We start from the raw sequence: 14,828 nt of genomic DNA, 5'->3' as shown, positions 1-14,828 counted from the left end.
GCGCGGGGACGACAACGGCACCTGGGGCGAAGACGCCGTGCATCTCTAACCCTTCGCTTCCCGCGCCACCGCCTGCCAGCCGATATCGCGGCGGCAGAAGCCTTCCGGCCAGTCGATCAGGTCCACGGCCGCATAGGCCTTCTGCTGCGCCTCGCGCACGGTCTTGCCGGACGCGCAGATGTTGAGCACGCGCCCACCGTTGGCCAAAATCCTGTCGTTATCGGCCTTGGTCCCGGCGTGAAAAATCTCCACGCCTTCGATGGCAGCAGCGGCGGCGAGACCGCGGATTTCGGAGCCCTTGCCGTAGTCGCCGGGATAGCCCTTGGTCGCCATGATCACCGTCAGCGCCACGTCGTCGAACCACCGCAGGCTGAAATTCTTCGGCTGCCCATCGGCGCAGGCGATCAGCGCCGGCAGAAGATCCGACATCATCCTGATCATCAGCACCTGGCATTCCGGATCGCCGAAGCGGGCATTGTATTCCACCAGCTTCGGGCCCTGCGCGGTGACCATGACGCCGGCGTAGAGCACGCCCTTGTAGGGCGTGCCCATGGCGCCCAGCGCGCGCAGGGTCGGCTTGATCATCTCCTCCATCACCTGTGCGCGCAGCGCCTCGGTCATCACAGGCGCCGGCGAATAGGCGCCCATGCCGCCGGTATTGGGCCCCTTGTCGCCGTCGAAGGCGCGCTTGTGGTCCTGCGCGGTGGCAAGCTCCAGCGCGTGCTCGCCGTCGCACAGCGCGAAGAACGAGGCCTCCTCGCCCTGCATGAATTCCTCGACCACCACTTCCGCGCCGGCTTCGCCGAAGCCGCCTGAAAACATCATGTCGACGGCATCCAGCGCCTCGGCCTCGGTCATCGCGACCACCACGCCCTTGCCGGCGGCGAGACCGTCGGCCTTGACCACGATCGGCGCGCCCTGCTTGCGGATATAGGCCTTCGCTTCATCGGCGCTGTGGAAGTGGCCATAGGCCGCGGTCGGAATGTTGTTGTCCCGGCACAGCGCCTTGGTGAAGCTTTTCGAGCTCTCGAGCTGGCCGGCGGCTTTGGTCGGGCCGAACGCCTTGAAGCCGGCGGCGTTGAGATCGTCGACCATCCCCGCGGCGATCGGCGCGTCCGGCCCAACCACCACGAAATCCACCGCATTAGCCTTGGCGAAGGCGATCACTGCGGCATGGTCGGTGATATCCAGCGCCACGCACTCGGCCTCTTTCGCGATGCCGGCATTGCCCGGCACGCACCAGAGCCTGGTCAGCAGCGGCGACGCCGCGATCTTCCACGCCAGCGCATGTTCGCGCCCGCCGGAACCGAGAAGAAGAATGTTCATGGGATGCAGCCAGACTGGTTTGCGCGAGGAAGCGCAGGGTTTAGCCGCGGACGGCGGGGGCTGCAACACGCGCCCTGTCATTCCGGGGTGTGCGCGGCGCCAGCCCCGCGCGAACTCGGAATGACAGTTTTAGCCCCCAGCCCCCGCGATGATCTCGCGCAGCGTCGCCACATGGCGGGCGAAGGCGCCGCGCCCCGCCGCCGTCGCAGTCACCGTGGTCTGCGGCCTCTTGCCGACGAAGGCCTTGTCGACGCCGACATAGCCAGCCTTCGACAGCGTCTCGATATGCGCGCCCAGATTACCGTCGGTGGCGCCGGTCAGTTTCTTCAGGCGGGGGAAATCCATCCCCTGCCCGTCCGGCAGCGCGTTCAGCGCCGCCATGATCCTGAGCCGCAGCGGCTGGTGAATGATCTCGTCAAGCTCGGCCATGTCAGTTCCGCCGCATCCAGAAGCCGCCGAGCAGCAGCCCGCCACCGTTGACCACCGCCATCCACAGTTCGAACCAGGGGCCGGCGAAGAAATATCCCACCAGCGTCAGCGCGGTGATGCCGAGGCCGATGGCGACGAAGGCCGCGCCGAGCCACAGCCCGGCGATGCTGTAGACCAGCATGAAATAGATCGGCCAGAACGCGCCCAACTGGCGCGGCGTGAAATGCACGATGCCGATGCTCCACAACAGGCCGAAGCCGAAGAACAGCACGAGGGCCACGAACATGCGGCCATCGAAGCGATGTGTGCCGTCGCTGGCGCGACCGCGCGCACTGATGGCGTAGGAGCCGGCGACGCCGATGAGATCGATCAGCACCCAGCCATAACCGGCATAACGCGGCCATGCCCACGACACCGCGTAACCCAGCGCTATGAGCGGTCCCCATAGCATCAGCATCAGGCTGGCGAGCTGATAGCTGCGGGACCGTTTGACGCGCTGGACGATGTCGTCGATATCATGCAGCGCGGCGGCAGCCTCGTGGAGATCGATGCTCATCGCGTGCTCACCTCGGATTTGACGACCTCGTCGGCGATCACCGACACCGCGCGGGAATCCGCGACAATGCCCATGTGGTCGATGCCGTCAAGCAAGCGAACCTTGATGGACGGCGATACGCTGCGCAGCGCCGCTTCGTACTTGCCGGATTCCATCAGTTCGTCGTCGGTACCCGACAAGACGGTGATGGGTTTGCTGGCCGCAGAGAGGTCGGTGCGGAAGTCGCTGTGAGTGCCGAAATTGCTGCGCAGCCTTTCGCTGTAGGTCGCCACCAGCCTGTTCGTGGAACCCGGCGGCACGGCGAAGGCCACCACCGGCAGGTGGTCGCAGCAGGTGATGCCGAGCTTGCTCAGCGCCAGCAGTCCGATGATGCGCGGGACATCCGCGCGGGCCCAGCCGCCGTCCGGCTTGTTGGTCGGCGCGTCGTAGCCGAGATAGGGCGCCAGCAGGATGGTGCGGTCGAACAGATTCTGGATCGGGGAGCCCGCGATCCGCAGCGCGAAGCCGCCTCCGGAGGAATGGCCGATCAGCGTCAGCGGCGCCGTCGGGTTGTCGCGCCTGATCACGGCGACGAGGCGGGCCAGGTCGTCCTCGAGCTGGCCGACATAGCCGATATCGCCCCGCGTTCCGGACGCGCCGTGGCCGCGAATGTCGACCGCATAGGTCTGCACGCCACGCTGCTGCAGCGCCGACGACAGCGCGTGAATGGTGCCGCCGCTCGATCCCGACGAGCCGTGCACCAGGATGGCGATGCGATCGGTAGTCGCCTGCGCCGGACGATAATGCCGGTAGGCCAGCGAGGTGCCGTCAGCGCCCTCGAAGCGTTCCAGCGCCGGCAGGCCGGAATAATCCACCAGCTTACGGGCGCCGGAAATCGACTTCAGCTCGGGCGGCTGCTGCAACGGCGTGGCGATCAGGCCCGCCAGAACCAGTGTGGCGAGGCCCGTGACGACCATCGCCGACCGGAAGACGCGGAAAACAAAGGAAAAAATCGTCCTGACCATGGCACGTCTCCCAGAAGGGTTAAGTCAACAGATAACTCTGTATTACAGAGTAATCTGATATGCAAGTTCCGATTGGCGTTCCCGCTGCAAACTCCCTACCTTGCGGATACAGCCGAGAGCCGAGAATCGATGCCAAAGCCGCCCGTCGCCGCAAGTCTTTCAAATTCCAGCGAATTCACCGTCACCGAGCTGTCCTCGGCGCTCAAGCGGACGGTGGAGGACGCCTATGGCAATGTCCGGGTGCGCGGCGAGATCTCCGGCTTTCGCGGCCCGCATTCCTCCGGCCACTGCTATTTCGCCCTCAAGGACGAGGGCGCCAAGATCGAGGCGGTGATCTGGAAGGGCGTCCACGGCCGCATGCGGTTCAAGCCGCAGGAGGGCCTCGAGGTCATCGCCACCGGCAAGCTGACCACCTATCCCGGCTCGTCGAAGTACCAGATCGTCATCGACGCCATCGAGCCCGCCGGGGTCGGCGCGCTGATGGCGCTGATGGAAGAGCGCAAGCGCAAGCTTGGCGCCGAGGGCCTGTTCGACGAGAGCCGCAAGCAGTTGCTGCCGTGGCTGCCCGAGGTGATCGGCGTGGTGACCTCACCGACCGGCGCGGTCATTCGCGACATTCTGCACCGGCTCGCCGACCGCTTCCCGCGACGCGTCCTGGTATGGCCGGTCAAGGTGCAGGGCGAAGGCTCGGCCGAACAGGTTGCTGCCGCGATCCGTGGCTTCAACGCGCTGCCCGAAGGCGGCAAAATCCCGCGACCGGATCTGCTGATCGTCGCGCGCGGCGGCGGCTCGCTGGAGGACCTGTGGTCGTTCAACGAGGAGATCGTGGTGCGCGCCACCGCCGAGAGCATGATCCCGCTGATCTCGGCGGTCGGCCACGAGACCGACATCACGCTGATCGATTTCGCCAGTGACAAGCGCGCGCCGACGCCGACCGCCGCCGCTGAAATGGCGGTGCCGGTGCGCGCCGAGCTGTTCGTCGAGGTACAGGCCTATGCGCGCCGCATGATGCTGTGCTGGCAGCGCGCCCAGGAGTCCCGCCGCAACGAGCTGCGCGCCGCGGCGCGCGCATTGCCGACGCTGAGCGGCCTGCTGGCGATCCCGCGGCAGCGGCTCGACGGCGCGACAAGCGGCCTGCCGCGCGCGTTAAAGGCCAATACCAGTTCGCATCACCGCCGCTTCGCGCAGGCCTCGGCCGGCCTGACATTGCGCGTGCTGCGCGCACAGATCGCCCAGGCGACGCATCGCTTCACGGTATCCGGCGAGCGATTGACGCTGTCGGCCCGCGCCGCCTTGCGTCAGCGCCGCGAGCGTTTTGCCGGCCTGTCGATCCGGCTGCAGGCCTCGAAATCCGCCAATGCCCAGGCGCAGCGCAACGCCATCGCCCGGGAGCGCGAACGCACCTTGCGCCTGTCGGAGCGCGCGCATCGCGCGCTGACCACCCTGATCCAGCGCCAGCCGGCCCGCGTGCTGGCCTCCGGCCAATTGCTCGGCGCGCTGTCCTATCGCGGCGTGCTGGCGCGCGGCTTTGCGCTGGTGCGGGATGAGCACGGTGCGGCCGTGCATGCCGCCGCCAATATCGGCCCCGGCGCGCGCCTCAATATCGAATTCGCTGACGGACGTGTCGGCGCGACGGCCGATGGCGACCGCTCGGCGGTGGCCAAGCCGACGCCGAAGCGCACGGCACCGAAGATCGATCAGGGGTCGCTTTTTTAGGTGTTCATCAGATGGGTTGATCTCTCTGCGAGACCCATCGCCCCACAAACGCAACCGTCATCCCCGCCGAAACGCAATCGCGTTTCGGCGGGGATGACGTAGAGCGTGTGGGACAGGGCGATGGGTTTCGCACCGCCGCGCTACGCGCGCCGGTCCTCTACCCATCCTACAACGACACTTCTCAATCCCTCGCGATGATCTCGCGTTCGCCGCGGTATGTGCCGGCTTCGCCAAGCAGTCCGCCGGCGCGACGTCGCACCAGGAATTTCGGGCGACGCGCGCGGATCGCATTGTGGCGTCGGCGACGCTGCGCGGGTTCGCGCACCACCTCTTCCGGCAGCCGCGGCAACGCGAAGATCGCGCTCCACATCTGCCAGGCGGTGTCGATCTCGACGCGGTCGGAACTGACGCACAACGGAATCGACAGCGCCGGATCGCGATGCGCGAGCACCAGCATCTTGGCATCGTCGAGGCCGCGCACGGCCACGCCGAGGAAGTCGCTGACGCGAACGTTGACCGCCATGCGCATGCCTCTGATGGCACGACGCAGGATGACGCGTTCGCGATGAAGTTCAATATGCCTGATGCTGCCGTCGGCGCGCTGGTCGTGCGCCTCGAAGCTGACAGGTAGCGAGTGAGGGTCGAGCCGTATCGCTCGGCTCGACCCTGCGGGATCGCTCCCGGCTGTTGCTGTTTGACGTCCCAATTTTTATCTCCCCGCCGGAATTATTGTCCCGGTCGATGGGAGGAGCTTGCCAGAGCGGCTTCCGGAATCGCTTAAAAAGGCTGGTTAATCATCTACCACCGCCGCGCATGCTTGACAGAAGCTTGGCGGAGATGATTGACGAGACCTTGCTGCGCGCCCGACAATTCTTCGCTTTATCGGCCCGGCATGCTTGAAGTCCGCGTAAAATAGGCACATCTGATGGGTTCATCCCCGCCGTCCGGCCTTCCTTCAAGTGTTGGGAATTTGTTCGTGAAGTCTTCACCACATCCGTCTGCACTGAAATCCGACTCATCCGACCTGTTCGACCAGTCCGCGCTCTCCGCGCTGGCGCAGCGTCTGGTCGAGGCCGCGAAGCGCGCCGGCGCCGATGCGGCCGATGCGGTCGCGGTGCGCGGCGTGTCGCACGGCGTCGAGATTCGCGACGGCAAGGTCGAAGCGTCCGAGCGTTCCGAAGGCGACGATGTCGGCCTGCGCGTGCTGGTCGGCCGCCGCCAGGCGGTGATCTCCACCAACGATGTGTCCGGCGACAATGTGATGCAACTTGCCGAGCGCGCGGTGGCGATGGCCCGCGTCGCGCCCGACGATGCCTATGTCGGCCTCGCCGATCCCGCTTTGCTGGCGCGCGATTTTCCCGATCTCGATCTGCTCGATCCCGTGACGCCGTCGGTCGGCGAGCTGGAGCGTCGCGCGGTCGCGGCGGAAGAAGCCGCGATGGCCGTCAAGGGCGTGACCAAGTCCGGCGGCGCCTCGGCGTCCACCGGCATCGGCGGCATGGTGCTGGTGACGTCCACCGGCTTTCACGGATCGTACCTGCGCTCCAGCCAGGGCATCTCGATGACCGCCATCGTCGGCGACGGCACCAAAATGGAGCGCGACTACGACTACACGTCGGCGATGCATGCCTCGGATCTGGAATCGCCGGACAAGGTCGGCAGATTGGCCGGCGAGCGCGCGGTGGCGCGCGCCAATCCGCGCAAGGTTGCCACCTGCAAGGTGCCGGTGGTGTTCGATCCGCGCGTCTCCAACTCGCTGGTCGGCCACGTGGTCGGCGCGGTGAATGGCGCCTCCATCGCGCGAAAAACCAGCTTCCTCAAGGACAGCCTCGGCAAGCAGCTGTTCAAGAACGACATCCGCATTATCGACGATCCCTTGCGCGTGCGCGGCCTGCGCTCGCAATCATTCGATGCCGAAGGCGTGGCGGTGAAGAAAACCGCGATCATCGATGCGGGCGTGCTGACCACCTGGCTGCTCGACTGCGCCACCGCGCGCGAATTGGGCATGATCACCACCGGCCACGCCCATCGCGGCGTGTCGTCGTCGCCCTCCCCCGGCCCCTACAACCTGCATCTGGAAGCCGGCAGCGCGACGCCGGCCGAACTGATCGCCGACATCAAGGACGGCTTCTACGTCACCGACCTGATCGGCTCCGGCGTCAACGGCGTCACCGGCGACTACAGCCGCGGCGCCGCCGGGTTCTGGATCGAGAACGGCGAGATCACCTTTGCGGTGAGCGAGATCACCATCGCCGGCCATCTCTTGGAAATGTTCAAGTCGCTCACTCCCGCCAACGACCTCACCTTCCGCTACGGCGTCAACGCGCCCACGGTGCGCATCGAGGGACTGACGATTGCCGGACGCTAGCGCCACGCTTGGGCGCGACACCACGCTGGCGAGCGACGCCGCACTGCTCGCCGACACGGTGCGCCAGGCCGGCGCGCTCGGGCTGGCCATGTTCCGCACCGAATTGAAGATGTGGACCAAGGGCGAATCCTCGCCGGTCTCGGAAGCCGACATCGCGGTCAACGACCTGATCGAGAGCCGGCTCAAGGCGGCGACGCCGGATTACGGCTGGCTGTCGGAAGAGAGCGCCGACAACGAGTCGCGGCTTGGCCGCAAGCTGACCTGGATCATCGATCCCATCGACGGCACCCGCGGCTATCTCGCCGGCCGCGAGGACTGGTGCGTCAGCGTGGCGCTGGTGGAGGATGCCACGCCGCTGCTGGCCGCGGTCTTTGCGCCGGCCACCGACGAGTTCTTCTTCGCCGTGCGCGGCCAGGGCGCCCGTTGCAACGATCGGCCGATCTCGCGCCACGCCGGGCATCGACACGCACTTTCCCCGCATCGCCGGGCCGAAGCCGCTGGTGCAGCGCCTTGCCGCCCCCGCCGAGGACATCACGCTGTATCCGCGAATCGGCTCGCTGGCGCTGCGCCTGTGCTGGGTGGCCAACGGCCGGCTGGATGCGGCCTTCGCCGGCGGGCAGAGCCGGGACTGGGACCTCGCGGCGGCCGATTTGATCGTGCACGAAGCGAATGGTAGGATGACCGAGCTTTCCGGCGATCCGATCCTCTATAATCGCCGGGAGGTGACCCATGGGTTGCTGGTGGCGGCAGGGGCGGATCGTCATGCCCACCTTGTCGAACAATTCCGCAACCGCCCGCGGGTCTGAACGGTCTCACGGCCAACTCCAATTCATCTGACCGCAGCCGGGACGCTGCAGGAAACACATTCATGTCGGACAATGCGCAGCCGCAACTGCTTCATCTGGTCGTCGGTGGCGAACTGACCGATCTTACCGGCACCACCTTCAAGGATCTCGACCAGGTCGAGGTCGTCGGCCTGTATCCGAACTATGCCTCCGCCTTCGCGGTCTGGAAGTCGAAGGCCCAGATGACGGTGGACAACGCGCACATGCGCTATTTCATCGTCCATCTGCACCGCCTGCTCGATCCCAGCCAAGACGCGAAGCCCCGCAGTTGAAACGACTGCTTCGCAACACGCTGCGCAGCAGCTGGGTCCAGCGCGCGGCGGGCTTCGTCGCGGCCGAATTCCTGCGGCTGGTGTGGAAGACCAACACTTTCGCCTACGATCCGCCGAACGTCTATGACATCGTCGAGCCTGAGATGCCGGTCATCCTCGCCTTCTGGCACGGCCAGCATTTCATGACGCCGTTCATCCGCCGCAAGAACTATCAGGGCAAGGTGCTGATCTCGCGCCATCGCGATGGCGAGTTCAATGCGCTCGCTGCCGAAAGGCTGGGCATCGGCACGGTGCGCGGCTCCGGCGATCATGGCGGCGCCTTCCACCGCAAGGGCGGCGTCGGCGCCTTCAAGGAGATGGTGCGCGTGCTCGAACAGGGCATCAACATGGCGCTGACCGCCGACGTGCCGAAGCGTTCGCGCGTGGCCGGCCTCGGCATCATCATGCTGGCGCGCGAATCGGGCCGTCCGATCATGCCGTTCGCTATGGCCACGAGCCGCTTCATCCAGCTCCAGAACTGGGACCGCACCACCATCAACCTGCCATTCGGACGCGGCGTCCTGATCGGCGGCGAGCCCATCAGCGTGCCCGCGGACGCCGATTCCGCGACCATGGAAATGCTGCGGCTGCGCCTTGAGACCACGCTGAACGACGCCACCCGGCGCGCTTACGAAGCGGTCGGCCGCCCGGAAGAGGCAACCCATGCCCCGCATCAGGGCTAAAGCCTTGGCGACGACGGATTCGCTGCCGGTGACGCTGCGCGCCTATCGCCGGCTCTCGGCGGCGCTGGGGCCGCTGGCGCCGTTGCTGATCCGTCAGCGGCTGAAGCACAGCAAGGAAGACCCGGCGCGCTGCGGCGAGCGCCGCGGCATCAGCGCCATCGACCGCCCCGCGGGGCCGCTGGTGTGGATCCACGGCGCGAGCGTCGGCGAGGTGCTGGCGGCGGCGGCGCTGATCGAGCGGCTGCGCGCGGCCGGCATGCGCATTCTTCTGACATCGGGCACGGTGACCTCGGCGGCGATCGTTGCCAAGCGTTTTCCGGCCGACATCATCCACCAGTTCATCCCCTACGATGCGCCGCGCTTCGTTTCGCGGTTTCTCGATCACTGGCGGCCGTCACTGGCGCTGTTCATCGAATCCGACCTGTGGCCGAACCTGATCCTGTCGGCCCATGCCAGGCGTCTGCCGATGGTGCTGATCAACGGCCGGATGTCGCAACGCTCGTTCCCGCGCTGGCAGAAGTTCTCGGCCACCATCGGCGCCCTGCTCGGCCGCTTCGACATCTGCCTCGCGCAATCCGACACCGACGCCGAACGCTTCAGCGCGCTCGGCAGCCGCAACGTCATCACCACCGGCAATCTCAAGCTCGACGTGCAGGCGCCCCCCGCCGACGACGCCAAGCTGGAAAAGCTGATGGCCGTGACCCGCGGCCGTCCGGTGATCGTGGCCTCGTCGACCCATCCCGGCGAAGAGGAACTGCTCACCGCCGCACACAAGAACCTCGCCGGTTTCTTTCCATCGCTGCTGACCATCATCGTGCCCCGTCATTCCCACCGCGGCGAGGCCGTCGCGCAGATGATCGCGGCCACGGGCGCCCAGGTGGCGCTGCGCTCGCGCGAGGAATTGCCGACCTCCACCACCGACATCTATGTCGCCGACACCATGGGCGAACTCGGCCTGTTCTACCGGCTCGCGCCGGTGGTGTTCATGGGTGGCTCGCTGGTGCCGCATGGCGGCCAGAACCCGATCGAGGCGATCAAGCTCGACGCCGCCATCGTGCATGGCCCGCACGTGTTCAATTTCACCGATGTCTATCAAGCGCTCGACGGTGCCGGCGGCGCGAAGCAGGCCGACGACAGCGATGCGCTGGTCCGGCAGCTCGGTCATCTGCTGGGCCATCCGGACGCGCGCAAGAGTTCGATCGCGGCCGGCGTCGGCGTGGTCGAACGGCTCGGCGGCGCTCTGGAGCGGACGCTGGGCGCGCTGGAGCCCTATCTGCTGCAATTGCGGCTGGAGATGGGATCGCGCGATGCATGAGCCGGCGTTCTGGCACGCGCCGTCATCGTGGCTGGCGCGCCTGCTGATGCCGCTCGCCGCCGTCTACGGCGAGATCGCCGCCACCCGCATGTCACGCAAGGGCATCGATGTCGGCATTCCCGTGTTGTGCGTCGGCAACTATCATGTCGGCGGCGCCGGCAAGACGCCCACCACGCTGGCGCTGGTGGCGCTGTTGCGCGATCTCGGCGAGACGCCCGTGGTGCTGAGCCGCGGCTATGGCGGCAGCCTGCGCGGCCCGGTCAGGGTCGATCCCGGGCGGCACGGCGCGGCGGAGGTCGGCGACGAGCCGCTGATGATGGCGCGCCACGTGCCGGTGGTGATCGCCCGTGACCGTGTCGGCGGCGCGGCGTTGGCCCGCTCCACCGGCGCCAGCGTCATGGTGATGGACGACGGCTTCCAGAACCCGGCCCTCACCAAGGATACAAGCTTCATCGTCATCGACAGCGATCGCGGCCTCGGCAATGGCCGCGTGCTACCGGCAGGACCGCTGCGCGCACCGCTCGACGCGCAGCTCCCGCGAACCGACGCGCTGGTGATCGTCGGCCGCGGTCACGCTGCGGACGCCGTGGCGGATGCGATCGCCGCACAAGGCTGTCCGGTGTGGCGCGCGCAGATCACGCCGGACGCGGCCACGGTCGCGCGGCTGCAGGGAAAGCGGGTGCTGGCCTTTTGCGGCATCGGCGATCCCCGCCGGTTCTTCAACACGCTGCGGACGGGCAATGTCGATGTCGTCGTCGAGAAGGCGTTTGCCGATCATCATCCCTACACGGCAGCCGATCTCGATGCCCTGCTCGCACAGGCCAGGCGCGACGGTCTGACATTGGTGACGACTGAAAAGGATCTGGTGAAATTGCGGGCGCTGCCCGGCGCACAGGACATCGTCCCCTTCGCCATCAACCTGGCGTTCGACGAGGCCGGGGCGCTTGAAACCTTCGTCCGGACGGAGCTCAACAAAGCGCGCAGCAGGAACTGGACGACGAAGCCCCGATGAGATGTAGGGTGGGCAAAGGCATCGACCGCGCGGAAGCGCGGAGATGACGTGCCCACCATCAGACGCACAGCGGGTGTCGTGGTGGGCATGGCGCAGGCGCGCCTTTGCCCACCCTACTGTCTAAACCTCAGCTCGCCTTCAGCGCAGCCGGGTAGTGTCGCTGCAGCACAGAGGACGGGAGCGCATAGGCTTCCTGCAGATCGACGCTCCAGTATTTCAGCTCATCGAGCGGAATCCGCTCCTGGGTGATCGCGCATTTCACATAGGTACCCGGCGACACCACGCGGAAATCGCCATCGAGATATTGCAGCTTCGCCTCGCCGTTGCCCGACGGTCCGAATTTGTTCAGCACAGTGTGTCTCCTCGTCGTCGCGGCGGCCTGCGGCCCGACGGAATGTTGTCGTACCCGGTAGCATAAATCGCCTGCTGCGTCGCAGATATAAACCATGCATGACGCCGGCGGTAGGGCCGCGGCGGCCGGCCTGTCAGGATGTCTGATCCAGCGATTTGCCGTAGCGATCGAGCAGCGCCGCGACCTCGTGCGGATGCCTGTCGAGCGTCTCCGACGCGCCTACTCCTCAGGCCCGCAGCACGGCATCGACCAGCAATCCCGCCAGTAGCAGCAGCCCGGCGTCGCGGTTGGATTTGAATACGCGCAGGCACAAAGCGGGATCGCGGATGTCGAGCCGGACGATCTGCCAGATCAGATGCGCAGTGAAGACCGCAAGCCCCAGCCAGGCCGGCCAGTGCGCACCGGCCAGCGCCAGCGCCGCGCCGATCAGCGCCACCGCCAGCGCGTAGAATGCCCCGAGCGCCAGTCGGGTGCGCGCGCCGAACAGCAGCGCCGTGGACTTGATGCCGATCAGCGCATCGTCCTCGGCGTCCTGGTGGGCGTAGATGGTGTCGTAGCCGATCACCCATGAGATCGAGCCGGCATAGAGCAAGAGCGCAGTGGCATCGATGCGGCCGAACTGCACCGCAAAGCCCATCAGCGCGCCCCAGGAGAACGCCAGCCCGAGCACCACCTGCGGCCAGTAGGTGACCCGCTTCATGAACGGATAGGCGGCGACGATGACCAGCGAGGCGATGCCGGTGGCAATCGCGAAGCTGTTGAACTGCAGCAGGATCGCAAGTCCGATCAGCGCCTGGAGGACCAGGAACGCGGCGGCCTTGGTGACGCTGACCTGCCCGGCCGGAATCGGCCGCGATCGCGTCCGCTCCACTTTCGCATCGAGATCGCGGTCGGTGATATCGTTCCAGGTGCAGCCGGCGCCGCGCATCACGAAGGCGCCGACGAAGAACAGCACGATGATCGTGGGAAGCTGGCTGACGTCGTGGGCAACGCCGGCGGCCAGCGCCGCCGACCACCAGCACGGCATCAGCAGCAGCCACGATCCGATCGGCCGGTCGAAGCGCGCCAATCGCAGATAGGGCCGCGACCACAGCGGCGCGATGTGATCGACCCAGTTGCCGGTCGCATCGGCAACGCGGGCGGCCGCATCGCTCATCGGAGGGCGATCATCGGGTCAACACGTTGCCGTTCAGCGTGTCGAAGGTGCTGCCGCCGCGCTTGGCGGCGGTGGCTTCCGGCATCGCCGCCGAGGAGCCGAGCACGTCGGCAAGGCTCGGAGCCGCCGGCCCGCGCTGCTGCACCTGCTGGGCCGCGTTGCAGACCTGCGCTAGCATCTTCTCGGTGTTCTTGTGACCGGACTTCATCTGCTCGCTGACATTCGGCGGAATGCCGCATTTCTGCGCGTTGGCCTCGATGTACTTGATCATCTTGACCTCGCTCTGCGAGAAGTTGCCGATCAGCTTGCAGGCCTCCTGCGGCGGCGCGTGGCGCGAGCTGGCGGCCTTGATCGCCTGGCCGCGCTTTTCCGCTTCCTGACGCAGCGGCATGAACTGCTTCATGCAGTCCTCGCCGCCGGGGGGACCCGCCTGCGGACCCGGCTGGGAAAATGCGCCAACCGGCGGTGCGCCGGCCGACGGAAACGGGCTGGGCGCACCCACGGCAGCCGCCGGCGCACCGTTGACGGGTGGAAATGGCGAGGCGGCGGGGGCGCCGTTGACCGGCGGGAACGGCGAGGCGCTAGCCGGCGCAGCGGCGCCGCCCGGCAACGGCGCGGGGAATGCACCCTGGGCGCGAAGCTCGGCGGCCTGGACGGCCAGGACCGCCATGGTCAGCGGCACGATCAGATAACGGATGAGCAAAGATCTTCCTCCGGCAAGGTCCACGCGTCCCCGAGCCCTTTTGAAAGGGAATGTTGGTTCGGGGCCTTTTACGATTCCTGCCAGTCCTTAACAACCCGCGGAATTTGGCAACAGCACGGCGCAATGCCATGTCGGGCGGTGATAATTCGCCGCAGTTGGGCTAATGCTCGCCTCCCCGATGGAAACCGACCGATGCCGCAAGCCGATTTTCGCAGCCCCCGCCTGTTCGTCGATGCGCCATTCGCGCCTGACGGCAGCCTCGCGCTGGACCGCAGCCAGAGCAACTACCTCGGCAATGTGCTGCGGCTGGGCGCCGGCGACCAGGTGCTGGTGTTCAACGGCCGCGACGGCGAATGGCGCTCGGCGATCTCCGGCGGCAAGCGCGCCGATCAGCTGACCCTGCTGGCGCAGAGCCGGCCGCAGGACCGGTTGCAGGACATCACCTACCTGTTTGCGCCGCTGAAACACGCCCGCCTCGACTATATGGTGCAAAAGGCCGTGGAAATGGGGGTTTCGGCGCTGCAGCCGGTGACCACCCGATTTACCCAGGTGTCCCGGGTCAATACCGAGCGGATGCGGGCCAATGTGGTGGAAGCCGCCGAGCAATGCGGCATCCTCAGCATCGCCGGAGTCGGCGAACCGCAGACCCTGGACAAATATCTCGGCCAGCGCGACGGCGCCCGGCTGCTGGTGTTCTGCGACGAGGAGGCCCCCGTGGCCGATCCCATGGCGGCGCTGGCCGGCGCCTGCGACCGGGCCGGCCACGGCATCGACGTGCTGATCGGCCCGGAGGGCGGCTTCGCCGGGCCGGAGCGCGACGTTCTGCTGAAGCAGCCGAATATCCTGCGGCTGGCGCTGGGACCGCGAATCCTGCGCGCCGATACCGCCGCCGTAGCCGCCCTGACCCTGGTGCAGGCCGCGCTCGGTGATTTTGCGGTAACCAAGTAGGAAGACGGGTGGAAATCCTGACCCCGCATTAAGCCACTTGGCCGATGGTGGGTCGAAACTCCCCGCCGGCCATGTTAAGGGGCTGCGCCGACTGACACTTTGGA

At 66.8% G+C, this 14,828-nt stretch carries 15 protein-coding genes and 1 pseudogene; 8 read left to right on the top strand and 8 right to left on the bottom strand.

All coding sequences use genetic code 11. The features are described 5' to 3' along the window. Positions 1 to 45: 45 nt before the first annotated feature. The 4 genes from purD to ACUXVA_RS13425 form a co-directional block, all read right to left on the bottom strand. Positions 46 to 1,326, bottom strand: coding sequence for a phosphoribosylamine--glycine ligase (gene purD, locus ACUXVA_RS13440; RefSeq protein ID WP_445492614.1), 1,281 nt, complete (start codon positions 1,324 to 1,326; stop codon positions 46 to 48). Between the two features lie 129 nt (positions 1,327 to 1,455). Continuing rightward, positions 1,456 to 1,755 (bottom strand): winged helix-turn-helix domain-containing protein, encoded by a 300-nt coding sequence (locus tag ACUXVA_RS13435; protein ID WP_445492612.1) that lies wholly within the window; start codon positions 1,753 to 1,755, stop codon positions 1,456 to 1,458. Between the two features lies 1 nt (position 1,756). Then, the gene (locus ACUXVA_RS13430; RefSeq protein WP_265079851.1) at positions 1,757 to 2,311 is read right to left on the bottom strand and encodes a hypothetical protein; all 555 of its coding nucleotides are present in this window, start codon (positions 2,309 to 2,311) and stop codon (positions 1,757 to 1,759) included. Further along, positions 2,308 to 3,315 (bottom strand): alpha/beta hydrolase, encoded by a 1,008-nt coding sequence (locus ACUXVA_RS13425; protein WP_265079852.1) that lies wholly within the window; start codon positions 3,313 to 3,315, stop codon positions 2,308 to 2,310. Before ACUXVA_RS13425 ends, ACUXVA_RS13430 begins: the two co-directional genes overlap by 4 nt. A 129-nt stretch (positions 3,316 to 3,444) precedes the next feature. On the opposite strand from ACUXVA_RS13425, the gene xseA reads away from it, so the two are divergent. Beyond that, a complete protein-coding gene (xseA, locus tag ACUXVA_RS13420) occupies positions 3,445 to 5,031 on the top strand; it encodes an exodeoxyribonuclease VII large subunit (protein ID WP_445492609.1) in 1,587 nt (528 codons plus the stop codon). Positions 5,032 to 5,212: 181 nt separating this feature from the next. On the opposite strand, the gene ACUXVA_RS13415 is transcribed toward xseA, so the two are convergent. Then, complete coding sequence (locus tag ACUXVA_RS13415) at positions 5,213 to 5,737, bottom strand: DUF6101 family protein (protein WP_445492607.1); 525 nt, start codon at positions 5,735 to 5,737, stop codon at positions 5,213 to 5,215. 270 nt (positions 5,738 to 6,007) lie between these two features. Here ACUXVA_RS13415 and ACUXVA_RS13410 point away from each other — a divergent pair, with 270 nt between their 5' ends. From ACUXVA_RS13410 to lpxK, 6 genes and pseudogenes are all read left to right on the top strand, one after another. Next, complete coding sequence (locus ACUXVA_RS13410; RefSeq protein WP_445492605.1) at positions 6,008 to 7,399, top strand: TldD/PmbA family protein; 1,392 nt, start codon at positions 6,008 to 6,010, stop codon at positions 7,397 to 7,399. Beyond that, positions 7,386 to 8,205: pseudogene (locus tag ACUXVA_RS13405) on the top strand (3'(2'),5'-bisphosphate nucleotidase CysQ). The gene ACUXVA_RS13410 and the pseudogene ACUXVA_RS13405 overlap by 14 nt, the downstream one beginning before the upstream one ends. A gap of 62 nt (positions 8,206 to 8,267) precedes the next feature. After that, the gene (locus tag ACUXVA_RS13400; RefSeq protein WP_265079856.1) at positions 8,268 to 8,516 is read left to right on the top strand and encodes a DUF4170 domain-containing protein; all 249 of its coding nucleotides are present in this window, start codon (positions 8,268 to 8,270) and stop codon (positions 8,514 to 8,516) included. Beyond that, the gene (locus ACUXVA_RS13395) at positions 8,513 to 9,238 is read left to right on the top strand and encodes a lysophospholipid acyltransferase family protein (RefSeq protein WP_265079857.1); all 726 of its coding nucleotides are present in this window, start codon (positions 8,513 to 8,515) and stop codon (positions 9,236 to 9,238) included. Before ACUXVA_RS13400 ends, ACUXVA_RS13395 begins: the two co-directional genes overlap by 4 nt. After that, positions 9,219 to 10,553, top strand: a complete 1,335-nt coding sequence (locus tag ACUXVA_RS13390; protein ID WP_445492602.1) for a 3-deoxy-D-manno-octulosonic acid transferase — start codon at positions 9,219 to 9,221, stop codon at positions 10,551 to 10,553. The genes ACUXVA_RS13395 and ACUXVA_RS13390 overlap by 20 nt, the downstream gene beginning before the upstream one ends. After that, positions 10,546 to 11,565 carry a tetraacyldisaccharide 4'-kinase gene (lpxK, locus tag ACUXVA_RS13385; protein WP_445492600.1) on the top strand — a complete coding sequence of 340 codons (1,020 nt, stop codon included), beginning with the start codon at positions 10,546 to 10,548 and terminating at the stop codon, positions 11,563 to 11,565. Before ACUXVA_RS13390 ends, lpxK begins: the two co-directional genes overlap by 8 nt. Before the next feature lie 127 nt (positions 11,566 to 11,692). On the opposite strand, the gene ACUXVA_RS13380 is transcribed toward lpxK, so the two are convergent. The 3 genes from ACUXVA_RS13380 to ACUXVA_RS13370 form a co-directional block, all read right to left on the bottom strand. After that, complete coding sequence (locus ACUXVA_RS13380; protein WP_265079858.1) at positions 11,693 to 11,917, bottom strand: DUF2093 domain-containing protein; 225 nt, start codon at positions 11,915 to 11,917, stop codon at positions 11,693 to 11,695. Between the two features lie 226 nt (positions 11,918 to 12,143). Beyond that, the gene (gene ubiA / locus ACUXVA_RS13375) at positions 12,144 to 13,073 is read right to left on the bottom strand and encodes a 4-hydroxybenzoate octaprenyltransferase (RefSeq protein WP_445492598.1); all 930 of its coding nucleotides are present in this window, start codon (positions 13,071 to 13,073) and stop codon (positions 12,144 to 12,146) included. A 10-nt stretch (positions 13,074 to 13,083) separates the two neighbouring features. Further along, positions 13,084 to 13,743 carry a hypothetical protein gene (locus ACUXVA_RS13370; RefSeq protein ID WP_265083807.1) on the bottom strand — a complete coding sequence of 220 codons (660 nt, stop codon included), beginning with the start codon at positions 13,741 to 13,743 and terminating at the stop codon, positions 13,084 to 13,086. A gap of 225 nt (positions 13,744 to 13,968) precedes the next feature. Here ACUXVA_RS13370 and ACUXVA_RS13365 point away from each other — a divergent pair, with 225 nt between their 5' ends. Next, positions 13,969 to 14,724 (top strand): 16S rRNA (uracil(1498)-N(3))-methyltransferase, encoded by a 756-nt coding sequence (locus ACUXVA_RS13365; protein ID WP_445492596.1) that lies wholly within the window; start codon positions 13,969 to 13,971, stop codon positions 14,722 to 14,724. Positions 14,725 to 14,828: the final 104 nt, after the last annotated feature.

The organism is Rhodopseudomonas sp. RCAM05734 (genome assembly GCF_052658035.1).
This window is presented reverse-complemented; position numbering and strand designations above follow the sequence as displayed.

Excerpts from the sequence above, each read along its gene's own strand:
- purD (WP_445492614.1), bottom strand. The coding sequence starts at position 1,326 with ATGAACATTCTTCTTCTCGGTTCCGGCGGGCGCGAACATGCGCTGGCG.
- ACUXVA_RS13435 (WP_445492612.1), bottom strand. The coding sequence starts at position 1,755 with ATGGCCGAGCTTGACGAGATCATTCACCAGCCGCTGCGGCTCAGGATC.
- ACUXVA_RS13430 (WP_265079851.1), bottom strand. The coding sequence starts at position 2,311 with ATGAGCATCGATCTCCACGAGGCTGCCGCCGCGCTGCATGATATCGAC.
- ACUXVA_RS13425 (WP_265079852.1), bottom strand. The coding sequence starts at position 3,315 with ATGGTCAGGACGATTTTTTCCTTTGTTTTCCGCGTCTTCCGGTCGGCG.
- xseA (WP_445492609.1), top strand. The coding sequence starts at position 3,445 with ATGCCAAAGCCGCCCGTCGCCGCAAGTCTTTCAAATTCCAGCGAATTC.
- ACUXVA_RS13400 (WP_265079856.1), top strand. The coding sequence starts at position 8,268 with ATGTCGGACAATGCGCAGCCGCAACTGCTTCATCTGGTCGTCGGTGGC.
- ACUXVA_RS13390 (WP_445492602.1), top strand. The coding sequence starts at position 9,219 with ATGCCCCGCATCAGGGCTAAAGCCTTGGCGACGACGGATTCGCTGCCG.
- lpxK (WP_445492600.1), top strand. The coding sequence starts at position 10,546 with ATGCATGAGCCGGCGTTCTGGCACGCGCCGTCATCGTGGCTGGCGCGC.
- ubiA (WP_445492598.1), bottom strand. The coding sequence starts at position 13,073 with ATGAGCGATGCGGCCGCCCGCGTTGCCGATGCGACCGGCAACTGGGTC.
- ACUXVA_RS13370 (WP_265083807.1), bottom strand. The coding sequence starts at position 13,743 with ATGGCGGTCCTGGCCGTCCAGGCCGCCGAGCTTCGCGCCCAGGGTGCA.
- ACUXVA_RS13365 (WP_445492596.1), top strand. The coding sequence starts at position 13,969 with ATGCCGCAAGCCGATTTTCGCAGCCCCCGCCTGTTCGTCGATGCGCCA.